Source organism: Phenylobacterium aquaticum (genome assembly GCF_022695515.1).
Taxonomy (GTDB): Bacteria; Pseudomonadota; Alphaproteobacteria; order Caulobacterales; family Caulobacteraceae; genus Phenylobacterium; species Phenylobacterium aquaticum.
Map to the genome: position 1 here is coordinate 1 of NZ_JALDPT010000014.1, position 18,960 is coordinate 18,960.

General features: G+C 69.7%; 23 protein-coding genes. 9 read left to right on the plus strand and 14 right to left on the minus strand.

Translation table 11 applies throughout. The features are described 5' to 3' along the window. The coding region (locus tag MQH10_RS11820) for a hypothetical protein (RefSeq protein ID WP_242564258.1) at nucleotides 1-182 on the minus strand (182 nt) is incomplete at its 3' end. Nucleotides 183-402: 220 nt separating this feature from the next. On the opposite strand from MQH10_RS11820, the gene MQH10_RS11825 reads away from it, so the two are divergent. From MQH10_RS11825 to MQH10_RS11835, 3 genes are read left to right on the plus strand one after another with little or no spacing between them, the layout of a single operon-like run. Then, on the plus strand, nucleotides 403-837 hold the full coding sequence (locus tag MQH10_RS11825; RefSeq protein WP_242564259.1) for an SRPBCC domain-containing protein: 435 nt from the start codon (nucleotides 403-405) through the stop codon (nucleotides 835-837). A gap of 40 nt (nucleotides 838-877) precedes the next feature. Beyond that, nucleotides 878-1,645 (plus strand): sulfite exporter TauE/SafE family protein, encoded by a 768-nt coding sequence (locus MQH10_RS11830; RefSeq protein WP_242564260.1) that lies wholly within the window; start codon nucleotides 878-880, stop codon nucleotides 1,643-1,645. Nucleotides 1,646-1,702: 57 nt separating this feature from the next. Further along, nucleotides 1,703-2,314: a hypothetical protein gene (locus tag MQH10_RS11835; protein WP_242564261.1), complete on the plus strand. Its 612-nt coding sequence runs from the start codon at nucleotides 1,703-1,705 to the stop codon at nucleotides 2,312-2,314. Here the strand turns inward: MQH10_RS11835 and rsmA are convergent. The 8 genes from rsmA to lptF form a co-directional block, all read right to left on the minus strand. Continuing rightward, nucleotides 2,311-3,147, minus strand: a complete 837-nt coding sequence (rsmA, locus tag MQH10_RS11840) for a 16S rRNA (adenine(1518)-N(6)/adenine(1519)-N(6))-dimethyltransferase RsmA (protein ID WP_242564262.1) — start codon at nucleotides 3,145-3,147, stop codon at nucleotides 2,311-2,313. The two genes, MQH10_RS11835 and rsmA, sit on opposite strands and share 4 nt — an antisense overlap. Further along, a complete protein-coding gene (gene pdxA, locus MQH10_RS11845) occupies nucleotides 3,144-4,151 on the minus strand; it encodes a 4-hydroxythreonine-4-phosphate dehydrogenase PdxA (RefSeq protein WP_242564263.1) in 1,008 nt (335 codons plus the stop codon). The genes rsmA and pdxA overlap by 4 nt, the downstream gene beginning before the upstream one ends. 97 nt (nucleotides 4,152-4,248) lie before the next feature. Beyond that, on the minus strand, nucleotides 4,249-5,604 hold the full coding sequence (locus MQH10_RS11850) for a peptidylprolyl isomerase (protein ID WP_242564264.1): 1,356 nt from the start codon (nucleotides 5,602-5,604) through the stop codon (nucleotides 4,249-4,251). A 64-nt stretch (nucleotides 5,605-5,668) separates the two neighbouring features. Continuing rightward, the gene (gene lptD / locus MQH10_RS26825; RefSeq protein WP_336605084.1) at nucleotides 5,669-6,178 is read right to left on the minus strand and encodes an LPS assembly protein LptD; all 510 of its coding nucleotides are present in this window, start codon (nucleotides 6,176-6,178) and stop codon (nucleotides 5,669-5,671) included. A 50-nt stretch (nucleotides 6,179-6,228) separates the two neighbouring features. Further along, complete coding sequence (locus MQH10_RS11855; protein WP_336605085.1) at nucleotides 6,229-8,007, minus strand: LPS-assembly protein LptD; 1,779 nt, start codon at nucleotides 8,005-8,007, stop codon at nucleotides 6,229-6,231. Between the two features lie 61 nt (nucleotides 8,008-8,068). Beyond that, nucleotides 8,069-9,172 (minus strand): LPS export ABC transporter permease LptG, encoded by a 1,104-nt coding sequence (gene lptG, locus MQH10_RS11860; RefSeq protein ID WP_242564265.1) that lies wholly within the window; start codon nucleotides 9,170-9,172, stop codon nucleotides 8,069-8,071. After that, complete coding sequence (locus MQH10_RS26830; RefSeq protein ID WP_336605086.1) at nucleotides 9,169-9,339, minus strand: hypothetical protein; 171 nt, start codon at nucleotides 9,337-9,339, stop codon at nucleotides 9,169-9,171. Before MQH10_RS26830 ends, lptG begins: the two co-directional genes overlap by 4 nt. Next, nucleotides 9,336-10,310 (minus strand): LPS export ABC transporter permease LptF, encoded by a 975-nt coding sequence (lptF, locus tag MQH10_RS11865; RefSeq protein ID WP_336605087.1) that lies wholly within the window; start codon nucleotides 10,308-10,310, stop codon nucleotides 9,336-9,338. The genes MQH10_RS26830 and lptF overlap by 4 nt, the downstream gene beginning before the upstream one ends. Nucleotides 10,311-10,471: 161 nt before the next feature. On the opposite strand from lptF, the gene MQH10_RS11870 reads away from it, so the two are divergent. The 4 genes from MQH10_RS11870 to MQH10_RS11885 are packed head-to-tail and all read left to right on the plus strand — an operon-like array spanning nucleotide 10,472 to nucleotide 13,416. Then, the gene (locus MQH10_RS11870; protein WP_242564266.1) at nucleotides 10,472-11,932 is read left to right on the plus strand and encodes a leucyl aminopeptidase; all 1,461 of its coding nucleotides are present in this window, start codon (nucleotides 10,472-10,474) and stop codon (nucleotides 11,930-11,932) included. A gap of 7 nt (nucleotides 11,933-11,939) precedes the next feature. Next, the gene (locus MQH10_RS11875; RefSeq protein WP_242564267.1) at nucleotides 11,940-12,620 is read left to right on the plus strand and encodes a hypothetical protein; all 681 of its coding nucleotides are present in this window, start codon (nucleotides 11,940-11,942) and stop codon (nucleotides 12,618-12,620) included. Next, a complete protein-coding gene (locus tag MQH10_RS11880; protein WP_242564268.1) occupies nucleotides 12,617-13,078 on the plus strand; it encodes a DNA polymerase III subunit chi in 462 nt (153 codons plus the stop codon). The genes MQH10_RS11875 and MQH10_RS11880 overlap by 4 nt, the downstream gene beginning before the upstream one ends. Then, complete coding sequence (locus MQH10_RS11885; RefSeq protein WP_242564269.1) at nucleotides 13,075-13,416, plus strand: peptidase inhibitor I78; 342 nt, start codon at nucleotides 13,075-13,077, stop codon at nucleotides 13,414-13,416. The genes MQH10_RS11880 and MQH10_RS11885 overlap by 4 nt, the downstream gene beginning before the upstream one ends. Here MQH10_RS11885 and MQH10_RS11890 read toward each other — a convergent pair. Beyond that, complete coding sequence (locus MQH10_RS11890) at nucleotides 13,413-14,498, minus strand: response regulator (protein WP_242564270.1); 1,086 nt, start codon at nucleotides 14,496-14,498, stop codon at nucleotides 13,413-13,415. The genes MQH10_RS11885 and MQH10_RS11890 overlap by 4 nt on opposite strands. 359 nt (nucleotides 14,499-14,857) lie before the next feature. On the opposite strand from MQH10_RS11890, the gene alkB reads away from it, so the two are divergent. Next, nucleotides 14,858-15,442, plus strand: coding sequence for a DNA oxidative demethylase AlkB (alkB, locus tag MQH10_RS11895; RefSeq protein ID WP_242564271.1), 585 nt, complete (start codon nucleotides 14,858-14,860; stop codon nucleotides 15,440-15,442). Nucleotides 15,443-15,480: 38 nt separating this feature from the next. Here alkB and MQH10_RS11900 read toward each other — a convergent pair whose 3' ends face one another. Further along, nucleotides 15,481-15,645 (minus strand): hypothetical protein, encoded by a 165-nt coding sequence (locus tag MQH10_RS11900; RefSeq protein ID WP_242564272.1) that lies wholly within the window; start codon nucleotides 15,643-15,645, stop codon nucleotides 15,481-15,483. 101 nt (nucleotides 15,646-15,746) lie between these two features. Between MQH10_RS11900 and MQH10_RS11905 the strand changes: the two genes are divergently transcribed. After that, the gene (locus tag MQH10_RS11905) at nucleotides 15,747-16,145 is read left to right on the plus strand and encodes a hypothetical protein (RefSeq protein WP_242564273.1); all 399 of its coding nucleotides are present in this window, start codon (nucleotides 15,747-15,749) and stop codon (nucleotides 16,143-16,145) included. A gap of 206 nt (nucleotides 16,146-16,351) precedes the next feature. Here MQH10_RS11905 and MQH10_RS11910 read toward each other — a convergent pair whose 3' ends face one another. From MQH10_RS11910 to MQH10_RS11920, 3 genes are all read right to left on the minus strand, one after another. Continuing rightward, nucleotides 16,352-16,660, minus strand: coding sequence for a glycine zipper 2TM domain-containing protein (locus MQH10_RS11910; RefSeq protein ID WP_242564274.1), 309 nt, complete (start codon nucleotides 16,658-16,660; stop codon nucleotides 16,352-16,354). A 365-nt stretch (nucleotides 16,661-17,025) separates the two neighbouring features. Further along, the gene (locus tag MQH10_RS11915; RefSeq protein ID WP_242564275.1) at nucleotides 17,026-17,430 is read right to left on the minus strand and encodes a hypothetical protein; all 405 of its coding nucleotides are present in this window, start codon (nucleotides 17,428-17,430) and stop codon (nucleotides 17,026-17,028) included. A gap of 136 nt (nucleotides 17,431-17,566) precedes the next feature. Further along, nucleotides 17,567-18,916 (minus strand): M28 family metallopeptidase, encoded by a 1,350-nt coding sequence (locus MQH10_RS11920; RefSeq protein WP_242564276.1) that lies wholly within the window; start codon nucleotides 18,914-18,916, stop codon nucleotides 17,567-17,569. Nucleotides 18,917-18,960: the final 44 nt, after the last annotated feature.

The following is an 18,960-nucleotide window of genomic DNA, read 5'->3' on the forward strand; positions in this document are numbered from 1 at the left end:
TCCGCAGACCGCAGCCATAGAGCAGGGTGAGCAGCGGCGGCGTCGGCGGCCGGCGCAGCAGCCGGAGCAGCGGCGGCGTCAGCGGCCGGAGCGGCGGCTTCTTCCTTCGGCTTGCTGCAGGCGGCGAGCGACGCGGCGGCGGCCAGGGCGACAACAGTCGTCAGAATGGCGGACTTCTTCATGAGGTTTCTCTCCCGAATGTCCAGCTGAGGAGCCCGACGCCACCACGGAGTCGGAATCACGCGAAGGACTGGGTGAAGCCTAGGCTTGACCATGGGGCGGATCAAGCTTTCGTGAGCAGCCGTCGCGGAACCTTTGGGCGCCGGGCGCCCGCCCGCTAGGCGACAGCCTCGGACCCCGCCATATTGCCCCTCAGTCGCCCCGCCGAGGATTGCTTCCCCCATGCCGCTGATTCGCACCGAGGCGAGGATCGCCGCCCCGCCGCAGGCCGTCTGGGACGTGCTGGCCGACTTCGCCCGCTACGGCGAATGGAACCCGCTCAATCTGGAGGCTCGCGGCGAGGCCCGGCTAGGCGCCCGCATCCCCATGGTGTTCCGCAATCTGGCCCGGCCCACCGGCGTCATCCGCCAGACCGTCACCCTGGTGGCCTGCGAGCGCGGCCGCAGCCTGGCCTGGGCGGGATCCGTCCCGCTGCTGTTCCGCGGCCGCCACCACTTCGAGCTGGAGCCGGACGGGCAAGGGACCCATCTGCGCCATGGCGAGGATCTGCACGGTCTGATCCCGGCCACCTTCTCGGCCGCCCAGATCGCGCGCGATTTCGTCCCGGCCTATGAGGCGGTGAACCGGGCCCTGGCGGAGCGGGTCGCGGCCCTCTAGGGAAGCCCTGGGGACGGCCTGGCCGTCGCGGGACGCGTCCATGATCACCGATCCGTTGTTCTATGCGCTGGCTGTTCCGGCGGTCATCATCCTGGGCCTGGCCAAGGGTGGCTTCGCCGGCATCGGCGTCATCGCCGTGCCGCTGATGGCGCTGGCCGTCTCGCCGGTCACCGCCGCCTCGATCACCCTGCCCATCCTGATCGTCCAGGACGTGGTCAGCGTCTGGGCCTTCCGCCGCACCTGGGACCGCAAGATCCTGATCCTGATGCTGCCCAGCGCCGCGGTCGGGATCTTCGCCGGCTATGCGCTCGCCGCCTTCGTGAAGCCCGGGGCGGTGGAACTGGCGATCGGCGCCATCTCGGTCGTCTTTGCGGTCCAGCGCCTGTGGGTCGAGCGCGGCGGCGCCCAGTTGCCCGAGCCCCGTCCCGAGGGGCTGCCCTGGCGCGGGGTCCTGGCCGGCGCCGCGGCCGGCTTCACCAGCCAGATCAGCCACGCCGGCGGCCCGCCCTTCCAGATGTACGTCCTGCCCAAGCGCCTGCCGCGCGACGTGTTCATCGGCACCAGCGCCCTGTTCTTCGCCGCGGTGAACTGGATGAAGGTGCCGGCCTATCTGGCGCTCGGCCAGTTCACCCGCGCCAGCCTGTCCACCTCGGCGGTGCTGCTGCCGGTGGCCATCGGCTCGACCTGGGCCGGGGTCTGGCTGGTCCGCCGGGTGCCCGCCGAGCGCTTCTACCAGGTCATCTATGTCCTGCTGATCCTGGTCGGCGGCAAACTCGCCTGGGATGGCGCGGCCAGCCTGTTACACTAGGGCCTTGGCCTCGCCGCATTCGACCGCGAAGCTGCGATCCTGCTGACGAGGCCCGCCATGACCCGCATCCCCCTGTTCGCCGCCCTGGCCGCGGCCCTGGCCGCCGCATCGACCGCCGGCGCCCAGGAAGCGATCTCGACCGCGCCGGCCCCGGTGACGGCCGCCGCCAGCGCCGCGCCCGCCCAGACGAGCTCCACGACCACCTCCGCCGACACCGCCGCCCAGATCGACAGCTGGATCAAGAAGGCCCCGCCCGTCGACCTCGATGACGGCGCCCCGGACGGCGTCACCACCTCCCAGGCCCCGCGCAAGGTGCATGGCGAGGTCGGCGTCACGGTCGGCTCCGGCGGCTATCGCAGCGCCTATGCGGTGTCGGTCATGCCGATCGGCGAGACGGGAACCCTGACGCTCGCGGTCAGCGAGGCCAAGGGCGGCCGCCGCGGCGGCTTTGGCTATGGCTATGGCGGCCCGGGCTTTGGCCGCTTCGGCGGCTATGGCGGGGATCACTCGTCCTTCGCCCTCGGCCTGGCCCTGGGCGAGTCGACCCGCCAGGAAAGCCGCTGTCCAGAATATCCGACCGGGCCCCTCGGCTTCGAGGATCACGCCGGTCCGGACCTCTACCGCGCCGAATGCCGGGCCCGCGCCCGGGTGAACAATCAGCCCGACTAGCCGGCCCGCCGCGCGATCAGCGCGTCCGCCAGGGCCAGGAACCCCTCGATCCCCACGGTCTCGGCGCGGATGTCCGAGGCCAGGCCCGCCGCCTCGCACAGCTCGCCGCCGCCCAGCGCCTTCAGGCTGGCCCGCAGCATCTTGCGCCTCTGGCCGAACGCCGCCTGGGTCACGGCCTGCAGGGCGGCCAGCCGGGCGGGGGCAGGGCGGTCCTCGCGGGGGACCAGCCGCACCACGGCCGAATCCACCTTGGGCGGCGGGGTGAAGGCGCGCGCCGGGGCGTCCATCACCAGCCGGGCCCGCGCGCAGGCCTGGGAGATCACCGCCAGCCGTCCATAGGCCTCGGATCCCGGTTCAGCGACGATCCGCTCGGCGACCTCCTTCTGGAACATCAGGGTCATGCTGACCGGGGTGAAGGGGCCGGTCAGCCACTTGATCAGCAGCGGCGTGCCGACATTGTAGGGCAGGTTGGACACGATCGCCGCCGGCTCGCCCCCCGCCAGCTGCGCCTCGTCGACCTTCAGGGCGTCGGCGATCACCAGGGTCAGCCGTCCGTCCGCCGCCGCCGACAGCTCATGGAGCAGGGGCTCGAAGCGCGGATCCATCTCCACCGCCGTCACCCGGGCGCCGGTCTCCAGCAGGGCGCGGGTCAGGCCGCCGGGGCCCGGCCCAACCTCGATCACCCTCTGGCCCTCGCCGACCTCGGCCAGGCGGGCGATCTTGCGGGTGATGTTGAGGTCCAGCAGGAAGTGCTGGCCGAAGCTCTTCTTGGCCAGCAGGTCGTGCGCCGCCAGGGTCTCGCGAAGCGGCGGCAGGTCTTCCAGCGCGCTCATGCGGCCCTGCGACTGACGATGTCCTCGGCCATCCGCAGGGCGGCGACCAGGCTGTCGGCCCGCGCCAGCCCGCGGCCGGCGATGTCGAAGGCGGTCCCGTGATCGGGCGAAGTGCGGACGATCGGCAGGCCAAGCGTCACATTAACACCGCCCCACATATCCAGCATTTTCACAGGGATAAGCGCCTGATCGTGATACATGCACAGGACCGCGTCATAGCGCTCGCGCATCTCGGCGGCGAACAGACTGTCGGCCGGATGCGGGCCGGTGGCGTTGACCCCCAGGTCGCGCAGGGCGCGGATCGCAGGCTCAATGATCTCGCCGTCCTCCCGTCCCAGGCCGCCGCCTTCGCCGGCGTGGGGGTTCAGGCCGGCCACCGCCACCCGCGGCGCGGCGATCCCGAAATCCCGGCGCAGGGCCTGGGCGGTGACGAGGCCGGCATTGACGATCAGCTCCACCGACAACAGGCCCGGCACGCGGGCCAGGGGCTCGTGGACGGTCACCAGGGTGGTGCGCAGGCCCGGCGCGGCCAGCATCATGATCGGCCCGCGCGCGCCGTCATAGCGGGCCGCCTGGGTCAGTTCGCCGAGGAATTCGGTATGGCCGGGAAATTTGAAGCCCGCCTCATAGAGCGGCGCCTTGGCGATCGGAGCCGTCACCAGGCCGGAGACCGCGCCGGATAGGGCGAGGCCCACCGCCGTCTCGATCCACTGGATCACCGAGGGCGCGGCGCTGGGGCTGGGCTGGCCCGCCACCACGGGCGCCTTGAGCGGCATGTCGAGCACCGGCACGGCGTCGGCGAACACGCGGGCCGCCTGGTCCGGGGCGGTGATCCTTTGCACGACCCCGCCGCCGGCCGCCGAGGCGGAGGCCAGGGACTGATAGTCGCCGACCACCAGGAAGCGGGGCCCGGACTCGCGGAGCTGGGCCCAGGCCTTGACCACGATTTCGGGGCCGATCCCGGCGGGATCCCCAAGGGTCAGGGCGAGCGGACCGTTTTTCACCGTACCTCGAGGCTCGAGCGACTCCCTCGAGCTGGCGCTGTTCAGATGTGACTGATCGAAGTTCACAAGAACCAGAAACCTAATCCCGAATAGGGGATCAGCGCGTCTCGATCGTGGCGGAGTTCCTGAGATCACGCATGTAACGCCGCGCAATCATGCTCAGTTGCTGCCCGTATAGACGATTTTCGATCTGATCATGGCTCATGGCTTCCTGGCCACCAGACCTTTTGCCGCAGACGGCCAGCAGGTGAAGACCCGCGGAGGTCCGGATCGGCTGCGACACCTGACCGGCCTGCAGGCTCTGGGCGGCCTCGCGGAACGCCGGCGCCAGGTCCTTGATCTCCGCCTCGCCGAGATCGCCGGCGACCACGCCGCTGACCTTGGCGGCCTTGGCCTCCAGGTCGCCGCAGCCGGTGACCTGGGCGCGCAGGGCGTTCAGCTTGGCCGTGGCGGCCTCGACCTGGTCCGCGGGCGCCCCTTCGGCCAGGGCGACGGCGGCCTGCTTCAGATTGACGACCGTGGCGTCGGACCCCGACCGCTTGTCGCGCAGATAGATGATGTAGACCCCGTCCCGGACCGGGATCGGCTTGGACAGCTGACCCGGGCGCATCTCGGCGACGGCGGCCTCGACCTCGGGGGCCATTTCGCCGCTGGAGATCCAGCCCACATCGCCGCCGCTGGCCGCGGTGGCCGAGGCGGAGAACTGCCGGGCCACGGCCTGGAACGGCGCGCCCTGCTGCATCTGGGTGACCAGCTGATTGGCGCCGTTCACTGCGACTTCCATCCCGCCGACGCGGTTGGCGTCCAGGAACACTTCCGAAATCTGGTACTGGGGCTTGCTGGCGGCGGCGGAGATGCGCTCCAGCTGGGCCTTGATCTGGTCCTCGCCGATGCGCAGGCGCGAACCGTAGCGGCCGCGGATCCAGCGCGACCAGCTGGTCTGGGCGCGGATCTGGGCGCGCAGGGTGTCGATGCCGATGCCCTGGGCGGCGAGCTGGGCCTTGAACTGGTCAAAGCCGAGATTGTTTTCCTTGCCCATGGCCGCGATCTCTTCGTCGACCTCCTGATCGTCGGCGATCAGGCTCATCTTCTGTTCCTTCTCGACGCGGCGCAGCTCGTGCATCTGAAGATGCTCGTCCACCAGGCCGATCAGGGCCTCGCGCTGGAACTGGGGCAGGTTCTGTTCGGTGGGCTGGACGCCCGAGGTCGCGATGACCAGGCGCATGCGCTGCGCCAGGTCATAGGTCGAGATGATCTCATCATTGACGATGGCGGCGACGGATTCCGACAGGCCGGGACGCGGGGCGGGGGCCGCGTCGGCCGGCGGCGCTTCCGCGCCCGCGGGCGCGGCGGTGGCCTGTGCGGCGGCGGGGCCGGGCGCGGCGGTCAACGCCAGGGCGGCCAGAAGGACAGCGCCGCGCGCCGGAAGGCCCGTGACTTTACGCGCGCGCATCATGGAGTGGTGCATTCCTTGGATCGACGTCTGGCGGTCGGGACAGCCGTCCCGGCCGGTGATTTTAGTTGGCATACATCGGTCCGCCCAATGTGGCGAGGGTGAGGCGCACGGCGATGGATTCGGACGGACCCAGCCGGCCGACCACGGTGTCCTCGCGGCGATAGATCACGTCGATGCGGGTGCATTCGTCGCGATAGACCACGCCGATGTCGCGGATGACCCAGGCGTCCTGGACCAGATCGCGGTTGCCATAGGCCGTCAGGCCCCAGTGCTTGGACAGATAGACCTCGCCGCCCATATCCAGGTTCTCGACCTTGGAGCCATTGGCGTCGGCCACATTGCTGAGATAGCGGAAGTAGCCGTTGCCGCGCTTCAGGGTGACGTTCACCCCGGCTTCGGCCCGCTGAACGGTCAGGTCGTCGGCGTCCAGCCGGGCCCGGCCGAAGAAAGACACGCCCTTCATGGGCTGGGCGTCGGTGGCCACGATCCAGTCCGAGGACTTGGTCGCAAGCCCGCTGGTGGAGGAGAACACACTGTTGTTGGTGTCGCGGAAGCTGCGCCCGATCAGCACGCTGGCCCGACGGCCGTCGTCCCAGAAGACCGAGGCCCGCCCGGCGACATTCAGCGCGCGCCATCCTCATAGAGATCGTAACCGGGGAACTTGTTGGCCCGGAACAGATTGGTCTCGTCGAACTCGAAGGCCAGGGTGTCTTCGTCCAGATAGGTCGCCACCCCCGTGCTCGACCGGCTGACCACGATCTGGGTCGCCTTGGGCGAAACGGCGATTTGTGCAACAGGTTCAAGGACTACGGTCGAGGTCTTGAACCGCCGGGCGAAGGGCCAAGTGAAATCGGCGCCGGCCACGGCCAGGCCGCGGCCCTGGGTCTTGGACGAGCTCGACATGCCACTCATGTCGCCGATGCTGAAGCCGTCGGCGCGCACGTCGGCGAAGGGCGAGATGCGGATGCCGCTGGAGAGCGTGTAGTTTGACCGCCAGTCCGCCTCGGCGGTGATCCGCCGGCTGTCGAGACCGGGCAGGGCGGCGTTGGACGGCGACTGGTCGCGGGTGAGCGCGACGGCAGACCCCAACAGGCGCAGGCGGCCGTTCAGCAGGTCGACATTGGGCTCCCACCGGGCTTCGATCAGCGGCCCGACCACCGGGAAGGTGCGATCATTGTCGCTCGTGCGCAGGCCCTGGATCGAGAAGGCCCCGGCCGAGAACCAGGACTTCTCCGACTGGCGGGTCGCATAGAGCTGCGAGATCAGGCGACGGTCGTCGGCCACATAGGGGCCGCGGGCCACATAGACGTCGCCCACCTCGTACTTGTCGAAGATCCGGTCGTCGGAGGCGCGCTCGGCGGTGAAGCCCCACCGCCACTTGTCGTTCAGCGCGAAGGAGCCCGACGCCAGCACATAGCTGCGCGAGGTGTCGTCGCCAAAGGCGTGGCCCTTGCCGTCGAAGTCGGTGTCGTGGGTGTAGCCGACCCGGGCGTCCAGCGCGCCGGAATAGAAGCGCTGCCGGTAATGCGCATTGATGAACGGGTTAACTTTCGTGTTGATCTGGGGACTTACGGTGACATCCGAAGAGTCTGACAGAACCTGCAGATAGGGCTGCTCATAGGACAGGCCCCGGCGGTTCGACTGGCCGAAGCGCGGCTCCAGGAACCCGGACTTGCGCACCGCCTGCGGATCGGGATGCCAGAACACTGGCAGGAACAGCACCGGCGCGCCCATGATCTGGATCACCGCATTGCGGTAATAGACCAGCTGATGGGCGTGGTCCTGCACCACCTTGTCCGCCCGGATCGACCAGGTCGGGGTCTTGGGCGAACCGTCCTTCGCGCAGATGTCGCAGGGCGTATAGATCGCCCGGTTCAGCTCATTGACCTCGCCGTTGCGGCGGATCGCGCTGGCGCCGGCCATCTTGATGTTGCCGGGCATACGCGCCGAGAACCCCTCGGCGGCGCCGGCCTTCATGGCGTCGTCCAGCACGATCTGGTCAGCGAACTCGACGCTGCCGTCGGGATTGAGGATCTGGACCTCGCCCTTGGCGGTCATCACCCCGCGGGCCTCGTCATAGACCAGCTGGTTGGCGCGCAGGGTGCGGCCCTCGTAGCGGACCTCGACCGAGCCCTCGGCCGTCGTGATCTTGGTCTTGTCGTTGCGCGTGACCAGGTCGGCTTCGAGGTAGAGCTCGCCGTCCTTCAGCCCGTCGCTGGCCGCGGCCACGACGGGACGGTTCGGCCGGATGGGGCCCATGCCGGTCTTGGCCGGGTTCGGATGGCCCGCCTGAACGGCGCTCGTCTGGGCCTGCGCCGCGCCGGTCCATGACAGGACCAGCAGGGCGACGCCCGCGAGCAGGCCGCGTTTGACCGAGGCTGTGCGCCTGCCTGAACTCATGGACGTGACGGATCCTTTTCGAGGCCGATACTGCGGATGGATAGCGAGGTGCGCCAGCGATTCAACCGTCTTCGGTGTAGCAGAGCAGCGTCAGTCCCGACAGCAGGGCGACAAGCGGCGGGGCCCAGGCCGCGGCGAACAGCGGAATGATGTCGGCGCCGGCCAGGGCGCCGGAGAATTCGTTGAAGAAGAAAAAGATGAAACCGATCGCCACGCCGGCTCCGACCAGGCCTCCGAGCCCGCCAAGCCGCACCAGGCGCAGGGAAAACGCCGCCGCCAGGATCGACATGGCCGAAAACAACAGGGGGGTCGCCATGAGCTGCTGGAAGCGCAGCTTGTAGCGGTTGGCGGAGAAGCCGGCCTGCTCGGTGATGCGGATCGCCGCAGGCAGGCGCCAGAAGGCGATCGCCTCGGCCGAGGAGAATCGCTCGGCCGCCGACTCGGAATCCAGGCTGGAGCGGATCGACAGCGAATCGGATCGCACAGAGCTCTCGCCGGCGGTGGCCTCCTGCACGTCGGTCAGCTTCCAGAAGCCGGGCAGCAGCCGCGCCTCGGCGGCCTCCAGCCGGCGCTTGAACTGCGGCGCCCCGTCCTTGTTCTTCTGATAGACGAACAGCGAGACCCCGCGCAGCCGCACCGTGCCATCCACCGTGTCGCGCACCTTGGCGTGGATCACGATCTGGTTGCGGTCGTCGCCCTGGCGCAGCCAGACGTCCTTGGGCGTGTCGGTCAGGTAGTTCTCCATCAGCCGGGCGCGCTCGCTCTCGAAGCGGGCGCTGAGCGCCGAGGCCACGGGGTTCAGGAGGGTGATCGAGGTCAGGCCGACCAGGAAGGCCGCCACCGCCGAGGGCAGGATGAAGCGCCAGGCCGAGACGCCCGCCGCCCGCATGGCCACCAGCTCGCTGCGGCGGTTCAGCCCGACATAGGCGCTGATCCCCCCGAACAGGAAGACGAAGGGCAGCAGCAGCAGGATAAGCGCCGGCGCCTTCAAGAGGGTCAGGCCGAACAGCTGGGCGACGGTGACGTCGGCCCGCACGCCCACCGAGCGCGACAGGTCCACGAACTGGATCAGCAGGATCACCGCCGACAGCACGGCGAGCGCCGCGGCGATGCCGACGAAGTTACGGGTCAGGACATAGCGGTCCAGGCGGCCGACGAAGGTCATGCGGCCCCCGCGGGCGCGAGCGGCGGCGCGGCGTGACGGCGCAACAGCGACGGCTTGGCCACCTGCTGGCGGAAGATCCCGGCCAGGGCCCAGGCGCAGGCGGCGACGGGGACCACATATTGCAGCACATTGATCCAGGCCGCGTCCTCGCTGCCCGCCTGGATCACGAAGCCCAGGATTCGGACGGCCGGGGCGCCCCGCCGATCGAGGCGATGCGCCGGCCGTAGCCCAGGCGCGAGAAGCCGCCGCCGATGATGGCCCACAGGGCAAAGGCCATGAAGGTGATGTTGTAGAGCGGGGTCGACAGGCGCGAATGACCCTCGGCCAGCAGCTTGCAATAGTTCTTCTTCTCCCAGTCCTGGGTCAGGTCGGGGAACAGCAGCTCATGCAGATAGCGGTCCGACGGCTTGTAGTGGACCATCTCGTCGCCGGTCAGGAACTGCGACAGGTCGAACACATAGTCGTCGAAGGACAGGAAGTTCAGCACGCCGGTCTTGCTGAACTCCTGGTTCGAGCCGCGGTGCATCAAGAGCACCGGCTTGCCGCCGCGCTTGGCCATCCGGCCCTCGTCGGCGATGTAGGTCGAGGCCCCGCCGTCGCTCTTGGCCTGGTGGATGAACAGGTTGTGGATCAGTCCGCCGGAATCGATGGTCTGGGCGTAGACGGTCAGGTTCGGCGCGGGCTCTGTGAACTCGCCCTCGCGCACCAGGGTGGCGGCCAGATCGGTGCGCACCTGGAACAGGATCTCGCGACTGGCCCGCGCGGCCGCCGGCTGGACCCACAGGTTCAGGACGAGCGCGATCACCGTGACCCCCGCGGCCAGCCACATGGCCGGCGCGATCACCCGCCAGCGGCTCATGCCGCCGGCGAAACAGACCACGATCTCCTGGTCCACATGCAGCCGGTTCAGCGCCACCAGGGCGGCGACCAGCAGCGCGATGGGCAGGATCATGTTGATCAGCTGCGGCATAGCCAGCAGCGTCACTTCCAGGAACACCAGGGCGCTCTGGCGCTGGCTGACGATGATGTCCAGCTGCGACAGGCTCGTCGACAACAGGGCGACCGCGGCCAGGGCGATCGTGGCGAGCACGGTCGGGCCGAGAAGCTGTCGCAGCAGGTAACGGTCGATCAGACGCATGCTGAAGAAAATCGGGATCTCGCCGAGAATTTGGCGCGCCCGGCGGGCGAACCTGCTCTAAACCATGCGTCGCCGCGCCGCACAACCGCCGCAACGGTCGCGTGGGGTAAGGCCTATGTGGGGCGCAGGCCGCGCCAGGTCCAGGATTTTGAGAGATTATGATGGAGATCGAGTTCGTCGTGGCGGACGCGCCGCTTCCTGAAAAGGCGGTTCTGGCCATCGTGGTGTTCGAAGGCGAGGCCGCCGGCCTCGAGGGCGGCGCCTATGCCCGCGCGGTCGGCGCGGCCCGGTTCACCGGCGCCAAGGGCCAGATCCTGGACGTGCTCGCCCCCGAATCCAGCCTCGCCGCCCGCCTGCTGCTGGTCGGCGCGGGCAAGGCCGACGCCTTTGACGAAATGGCCGCCGAGACGGCCGCCGCCGCGGCTTACGGTGCGGTGAAGGCTTCCGGCCTCACCACCCTGCGGGTCAAGCTGCCGGCCGCCTCCGCCGCGCTCAGCGCCCGCGCCGGTCTGGGCGTGCGCCTGGCCGCCTACCGCTTCGACGCCTACCGCACCAAGGAGCCGGCCGAGAAGAAGCCCAGCTTGGTCAAGGCCCAGATCACCGCCGAGACCCCGGACGTGGCGCTCGACGCCTTCGCCCCGCTCGCCGCCCTGGCCGACGCCGTGACCTTCTCCCGCGACCTAGTCTCCGAGCCGCCGAACGTCCTCTATCCCGCCGAGTTCGCCCGCCGGGTAAAGGAGCTCGAACGCCTGGGCCTCGAGGTCGAGGTGCTCGGCGAGCCCGAGATGATGAAGCTCGGCATGGGCTCGCTACTCGGGGTGGGGCAGGGCTCTGTCCGCGAGAGCCAGCTGGCGGTGATCCGCTGGAACGGCGCCAAGGACAAGGACGCCCAGCCCATCGCCTTCGTCGGCAAGGGCGTCTGCTTCGACACCGGCGGCATCAGCCTCAAGCCCGCCGACGGCATGGAGCACATGAAGACCGACATGGGCGGCGCCGCCGCCGTGGCCGGCCTGATGCACGTGCTGGCCGGCCGCAAGGCCAAGGTCAACGCCGTCGGCATCCTGGGCATCGTCGAGAACATGCCCGACGGCAACGCCCAGCGCCCCGGCGACGTGGTCACCTCCATGTCCGGCCAGACCATCGAGATCATCAACACCGACGCCGAGGGCCGCCTCGTCCTGGCCGACGCCATCTGGTACTGCCAGGAGCGCTTCAAGCCCAAGTTCATGGTCGACCTCGCCACCCTGACCGGGGCGATCATCATCGCGCTGGGCGACGACGTGGCCGGCCTGTTCTCCAACAATGACGAGCTGTCGGAGAACCTCCTCGCCGCCTCCAAGACCGAGGCCGAGCCGCTCTGGCGCATGCCGATGCCCGCCCACTACGACAAGAACATCGACAGCGTGATCGCCGACATGAAGAACACCGGCGGCCGGCCCGGCGGGTCGATCACCGCGGCCATGTTCATCCAGCGCTTCGTCAACGGCGTGCCGTGGGCCCATCTCGACATCGCTGGCGCCGCCTGGAAAAAACCGTCTACCGTGCCGACGATTCCCGACGGCGCCACGGGATTCGGCGTCCGGCTGCTCAACCGGATGGTGGCGGAGCACTACGAAGAATAGAGGCGAGATGCGTCTGATCCTCCTGCACAGCCCGCTGATCGGCCCGTCCGCCTGGCTGGCGGTCGCGGCCGAGGCGCATGAGCGCGGGTTCGACATCCAGCTTCCGGCCATTCCCGACCTGAGCCTGGTGCCTCAGCCCTACTACCCGGTCATCGGCAAGGGCGTGGCGCGCCAGATCAACGGCAAGGGGCCGGCGGCTCTGGTGGTCCACTCTAGCGCCGGCGGGCTCGCCCCCTCCGTCGTCGCGGCGGCCGACGGCATGATCGAGCAGGTGGTCTATGCCGACGCCATATTGCCGCACCCCGGGCGGAGCTGGCTCGACACCACGGGCGATCAGTTCGCCGCCGCCTTGCGCGCCACCGCCACGGACGGGCTCGTGCCGCGCTGGGAGGAATGGTTCCCGCCCGACTCCGTCGCCGGCATGATCGACGATCCCACGGCTCGCGCCGTGTTCCGCGACGAGCTGCGCCCGACGCCGCTCGCCTTCCTGGAGGAGGTCGCCCCCGACCTCGACCTGCCCGACGAGGTCGCCTGGAGCTATCTGCGCTTCAGCCGCGCCTATGAGAACGAGGCCGCCCACGCCCGCTCGCTCGGCCGCCCGACCCTGCGGGAGGACCTGAGCCACCTGGCCATGTTCACCCATCCGGAGGAGGTGATGACCGCCATCTCCAACCTGGTCCGCGGATGACCGCCGCCGCCCCCTGCGAGGTCTGGTTCTACCATCTGGAGCGCACCAGCCTTGACCAGGCCCTGCCGGAGCTCCTGGAGAAGACGCTGGCCCGGGGCTGGCGCGCCATTGTCCGCGCCGCCGGCAAGGACCGGGTCGAGCACCTCGACGGCTGGCTCTGGGCCTATCGCGACGACAGCTTCCTGCCCCACGCCCCGGCCGACGAGCCCGGCGCCGCGCGCCAGCCGATCCTGCTGACCGAGGGCCAGGACAATCCCAATTCCGCCGACGCCCTGTTCCTGGTCGACGGCGCCGAGCCGGGCGACGTCACACCCTTCACCCGCTGCGTGGTGATGTTCGACGGCGCCGACGAGGCCGCGCTCGCCCAGGCGCGCCGCCAGTGGAGCGTGTTCCGCAAGTCCGGCCTGCCGGTCAGTTACTGGAAACAGCAGGGCCGCGGCTGGGAGAAACAGGCATGATCCGTCGCATCGCAGGCTCCGCCGCGCTCGCCGCCCTGGCGCTCACCCTGGTCAGCTGCGCCAGCAACCCGCCCGCGCCGGCGCCCCAGCCGCAGCCCGCGCCCCAGCCGCAGCCGCCGCCCCAGAACCCGGCCCCGCAGCCGCACGACATGTGCGGCGCCTATGAAGCCCAGAAGCTGGTCGGCCAGCCGCGCACCGAGATCCCCATCCCGGTCCTGCCGGCCCTGCAGCGCGTCGCCTGCACCACCTGCCCGGTGACCCAGGACTTCAATCCCCGGCGGCTGAATTTCTTCTACGACGCCGAGACCGGCGTCATCAAAGAGGTCCGCTGCGGCTAATGCTGGGCGGGCGTCAGGGCCGCCACGGCGGCCTCCAGGGCGTCCAGGTCATAGGGCTTTCGCAGCATGGGGAAGTCCGACAGGTACTGCAGCCGGTCGCTGTATCCCGTGGTCAACAGGATCGACATGGTCGGATAGGCCTCGCGCACCCGCTTGCCGAGCGCCACCCCGCTCAGGCCGCCCGGCATCATGATGTCGCAGAACAGCAGGTCGAAATCGGGGGCCGCCGCCAGCCGGTCGAGGGCCGCCTGGGCGCTGTGCGCCACCTCGGCCTGGCACCCCAGATGCCCGAGCAGCTGGCTGGCCAGCAGGGCCAGGGCCGGATCGTCGTCGACCACCAGCACATGCGGCCCGCCCGGGCGGGGCGCCATCCGCTGCGGCGTCTCGCCGCCCGCCGTGTAGGCCGGGGCAGGGGGCGCCTCCACCCCGTGCGCCGCCGCGCCCTGGCCCAGCGCCCGCACCGCCTCGACCAGTTCGTCGCCCTGTCGCGCCGCCCGCAGGATCTGCTCGAACAGCAGGGTCGCGCGTTCCGGCTCGCCGGCGCCGCGCAACCCCAGTTCGGCGCCGGCGATGATGACGCTCAGCAGGTTGTTGACGTCGTGGGCTAGGTCCCGTGACCGGCGCTCCAGCCCCGTCGCTTCCGGGACCGTCTCGCCCTCGGCCCGTCGCCGCGCCTCCGCCTCCCGTTGGGCAGTGATGTCGGTCATCACCTGGGCGAACCCGATCCTGCGGCCGGCCGCGTCGGTCACGGCCTCGATCGCCACTCGCACCCAGAAGCTGGTCCCGTCGCGGCGCATCCGCCAGCCCTCGGCTTCATAGAGCCCGTCGCGGCGTGCAATGCGCAGGGCCTCGGCCGGTAGTCCGGTCTTGCGGTCCTCCGGGGTGTAGAAGCGCGCGAAGCTCTCCCCCAGGATCTCGGCCGCCTCGTACTGGGTCTGTCGCGCGCCGCCGGCGTTCCAGCCGATCACAATTCCGGCCTCGTCCAGCATGCAGACCGACCGGTCGCACACGGCGCGGGCGAGTCGGTCGAGCGCCAGGGCCTCAAGCCCCGCGCCGCCAGGCGTCAGTCCGGGGTCATCCATATCGGCCCCCGCCATGGCTCCGGCCGTCCTGCGGGATTGTCGTTCGATTGCAGAAATTCATGCGTCCACCCCCGGCCCCGGCGGGCAGGTGAGCGCCTGTGCGGCGCTCAGTCCGCCGAATCAGCTCGATAGTCGACCATAAGTCTACGCTTTGGGGTTGCCGCTGCGACATCTGCGCGCGCCGGTTAAGTTGCGAGGGGCCGGACGAACCCGCCAAACGGGCGATTTGACCGCCAGGACCGGGGTGCGCCCCGCGTCGGCGCGGCTCATGATGCGGCCATGGCTTCCGACCTCTTCGCCCAGGATCTCTTCGCCCCGGAACCCCCGGTCCGCCGCCAGGAGACCCTTGGCCCCGGGGCATGGTGCTGCGCGGCCGGGCCCATGACCTTGCCTCCGAGCTTGTCGCCGACATCGCCGGGATCGCCGCCGCCGCCCCCTTCCACCATCAGATCACGCCGGGCGGCAAGCCGATGTCGGCGGCCATGACCAATTGCGGGGCCCTGGGCTGGATCACCGACGCACGGGGCTACCGCTATGCGGGGACCGACCCGCAAACGGGCCGATCCTGGCCTCCCATGCCCACCCTGTTCGAGGGCCTGGCGCGGGACGCCGCCGCCGAGGCCGGCTTCCCGGACTTCCGGCCGGACGCCTGCCTGGTCAACCGCTATGTCCCGGGCGCCCGCATGAGCCTGCACCAGGACCGCGACGAGGCCGACTTCACCCAGCCGATCGTCTCGGTCTCGATCGGCTTGCCCGCCATCTTCCTCTGGGGCGGACAGGCCCGCGCCGACCGACCCCGGCGGGTTCCGCTGCTGCACGGCGATGTTGTGGTCTGGGGCGGCCCCGACCGCCTGGTCTTTCACGGCGTCCATCCGCTGGGTGAGGGGACGCACCCGCTCACCGGGGCCGTTCGTTACAACCTGACCTTCCGGCGGGCCGGCTGAGTGGGGAGAACGGGTGTGGGGAAGTCCGGAAACGCGCCCTATTGCGCGGGGGGCGTCACCGCATTCACCACGCCGGCCAGGCCGGGCACGTCCGACAGCACCAGCGGCTCCACGGGGTTGGTCTGGGCCGCCGCCAGGCCGGCGCCGCCGGCGGCGAGGACGAGAGCCAGAGCCAGGGCCCGCTGCGTCTTGGACAATTTCATGGGCGGCGCTCCGCTCGTGTCGGTTTTATGAAGGATAGCCGCCAAAACGGCGAAGGGAAGGCGCGACGAAACGTCTCCGCCCCAATTTAGGGAAACGCACCATGAGCGAGCAGGTTCGGTCCGGGCGCCAGGACGCCATAGACGGGGCCATGGCGTGCCTCGACGCCTTCATGACCGCCTTCAACGCCCGCGACCTCGCCGCCTGGGAGAAGACCTTCAATTTTCCCAGCGTGCGCCTGGCCTCAGGGACCTTGGCGATCATTGAGCCAGGCTATCATCAGCTGGGCATGTTTGAGCGCGGCGCGTTCAGTGAGTGGGACCATTCGGCCTGGGAGCGCCGGGCGGTGATCCATGCGGGCCCCGACAAGGTGCATTTCGACACCCGCTTCAGCCGCTATCGCGCCGACGGCAGCGTGATCGGCGGCTTTGATTCGATCTATGTGGTGACGCTGGAAAACGGCCACTGGGGCGTGAAGGCCCGGTCAAGCTATGCGCCATGAGCGCGGGGGGCGTCTGGTCTCCCAAGCGCTATTCGCTCCACCGTCATCCCCGGGCTTGTCCCGGGGCCCCCTCGCGCCGCCACCGGTGAGATGGACGTGACGTGCTGACCTCTCCGTATCCCGCCTCAGCAAAAGCCGAGAGAGGGGTCCCCGGGACAAGCCCGGGGATGACGGCCGAGGGGAAGCGGCGAGGCGGCCCTTCAGCCTCAACGATATTCGTAGTGGCAGTTGCGCTTGGCGTGCTGCTTGGCGATCTGGTGGCCGGCGACGCCGCCCAGGCCCGCGCCGATCAGGGTGCCGCCCGTCTTGCCGCCGCCCGAGGAGACCGCGTTGCCCACCAGGGCGCCGCCGATCGCGCCGACGATGGTGCCGGTGTTGCCGGCGTGGCGCGGGTTCTCGCAGACCCAGACGCGATGGGTGACGTGGCGATGACGGGCTTCGGCCGCCGTGGCGGGCAGCAGGGTCGCGCCGACGGCGAGGAACATGAGGGCGGGGGCGATGATCTTGGCGCGCATGGTGTGGCTCCGAATGGGAATGTCAGGCCGACATAACCCCCAAGCTTCACCAAGGTTCCGCCCGCACCCCAGCCCGGAGCGTCAGCGCCTATCAAGACCCACGAACCTAACGAACCCCACGGACGCCTCAACGGAGGCCCGCGTGATTAAGCTTGGCTCCGTTCGTGCTTTTCGTGTTTTTCGTGGTCAAAATCCTGGCGGACCCGCCAAGCCTACGGGCCATCAAGACCGGACCACGAAAAACCCGAAAAGCACGAACAGGCTCCCAGGACCCCTGCGGATCGCCTCCCTTGATCAAGAGGCTCCAGGTTCGTGTGGTTCGTGTGGTTCGTGGACAACTCTCTACGGCGTCCCCAAGGACGGGATCAGTGCCCGCCGGACAGGGCGATCTTCAGGCCCTTCTTGGCCAGCACGCCCTTGGCGTTGGGCGTGCCCGTGACGCGGTAGCCGAAATTGCCGCTGCCGCCGCCATTGTCGATCACATCAAAGGTCACGGCGCCGGACTTGGCCACGCTGACCAGCTTACCCATGATGAAGCCGCCATTGTCGGGGCGGTCGAACTCGATCCAGCCCTGGGCGTTGGCCGCCGGGATCTGGGAGACCGGCCGGCAGCCATTGATCTGAATGGGCTCGGCGGAGGGGTCCACCTCCCAGGCCACGGCCTGGAAGCAGGCCGGATCGATCACCGGCTTGGGGGCGGCGCCCGCGCTTCCGGCCTGGACGGCGGTTAGCAGGACGAGCGCGGCGGCGGCGCGGATACGAAGGGACATGGGCGGCTCCTGGTCTTGAGCGTCAACCAGAAGCGCGGACCATCAGTCCGTCAACGCCCGAACGCCCCGTTTCGGTGCGCCGGCCAAGGTCCTCCCCCACTGGGTGAGGGAGTGGACGCGGCCGCGCCGCCGGCCCCTATTTCGCCGCTGGCGCCGGCGAGATGAAATCCCCCGCCGGGCCGGGGAACACGACCGGGCTCTCGTCGCCCGCCGCGCTGACCGCCGAGACCCCGAAGAACCAGTCGTCGATCACCACGCCCTTCAGCGTCACCGGCGAGGTCGCCGCCGCCTGGCTGTGCTCCCACTGGGGCGCGGTCGTGGAGCGCCAATGTATGCGATAGCCGCTCGCCCCGGCGACGGGGCTCCAGCTGACCTTGGTGTCGGGCGAGACGGCGCCCTCGATCTTCACCCCCTCCGGCGGCGCCGGGGCGCGGGCGAGGCTGGCGAGGGCGGCGACGTTCAAACGGGTGACCTGGGCGAGGTAGGGGATATCGACCCCCGAGGCGACGTCGCCATAGGCCCGTCCGTTCTCGGTGCGCACGTCCTGATGCTGGCGGTCGTAGTTCTCCGTGGCCTCGGTGATGCGCACCGCCGGGAAGCCGGCATTGAGCATCTCGGTCTGGTCGCCGCCCCGGCCGAAGCGGTCGGTGCGATAGACCATGACGACGTCCAGGCCCTTCACATAGCGATCAGCCGTCTGGTCCATAAAGCGGGCCATGTTGCGCGAGGGGCTGTCGACCTCGCCGCCGTTATAGCGCCGGGTCTTGGCGTCGGCCGGGCTTTCCAGGGTCTTGGTGCCCTCGGAAAACACCCGCACATGGGTGTCGTCATGGGCGCCGCTGGAGCCGTGGGTGTTGCCGACGATGTCGTTGTTCAGGTCGGCCTCGACGACCCAGCCGTGGTCGCGGGCGTAGGCGGCCAGCACCTTGCCGCCGTTCAGGCCCTGCTCCTCGCCCTCCAGCACGGCGTAGACGATCGTCGCCGGGAACTTGTGCTTCGACAGAACCCGGGCCGCCTCGATCACCGCGGCGGTGCCCGAGCCGTCGTCATTGGCGCCGGGCGCGTCGGAGGTCGCGTTCATCGGGTCGGAGACCCGGCTGTCGATGTGGCCGGAGATCACGATCACCCGGTTGGGATCGCTGGTCCCCTTCTGGATCGCGAGGATTGCGCCGACATCGGTGGGGGTGGGGATGCGCGGGCCGGTGAAGCTGGTCTTTGGGACCTGCACCTCAAGACAGCCGCCGCAGGCCTTTGACATCTCGGCGAATTCGCCGGCCGCCCAGCGCTCGGCGGCGCCGATGCCGCGGGTGGGCGAGGTCCGATCCGACAGGGTGTGGCGGGTGCCGAAGGCGACGAGCCGGGTGATGGTCGCCTGCAGTCGGGCGGGGCTGACCTCGCCGACGGCGGCGGCGACCTCGGGCTGCTTGGGCGCGGGGCCGGCGGCGATCAGCAGGGGGGCGGCGAACAGCGGAAGAAGGCGACGCATGGGAGCTCCTGGACAGGCCGCCACCATAGCCGGACCGTCTGCGC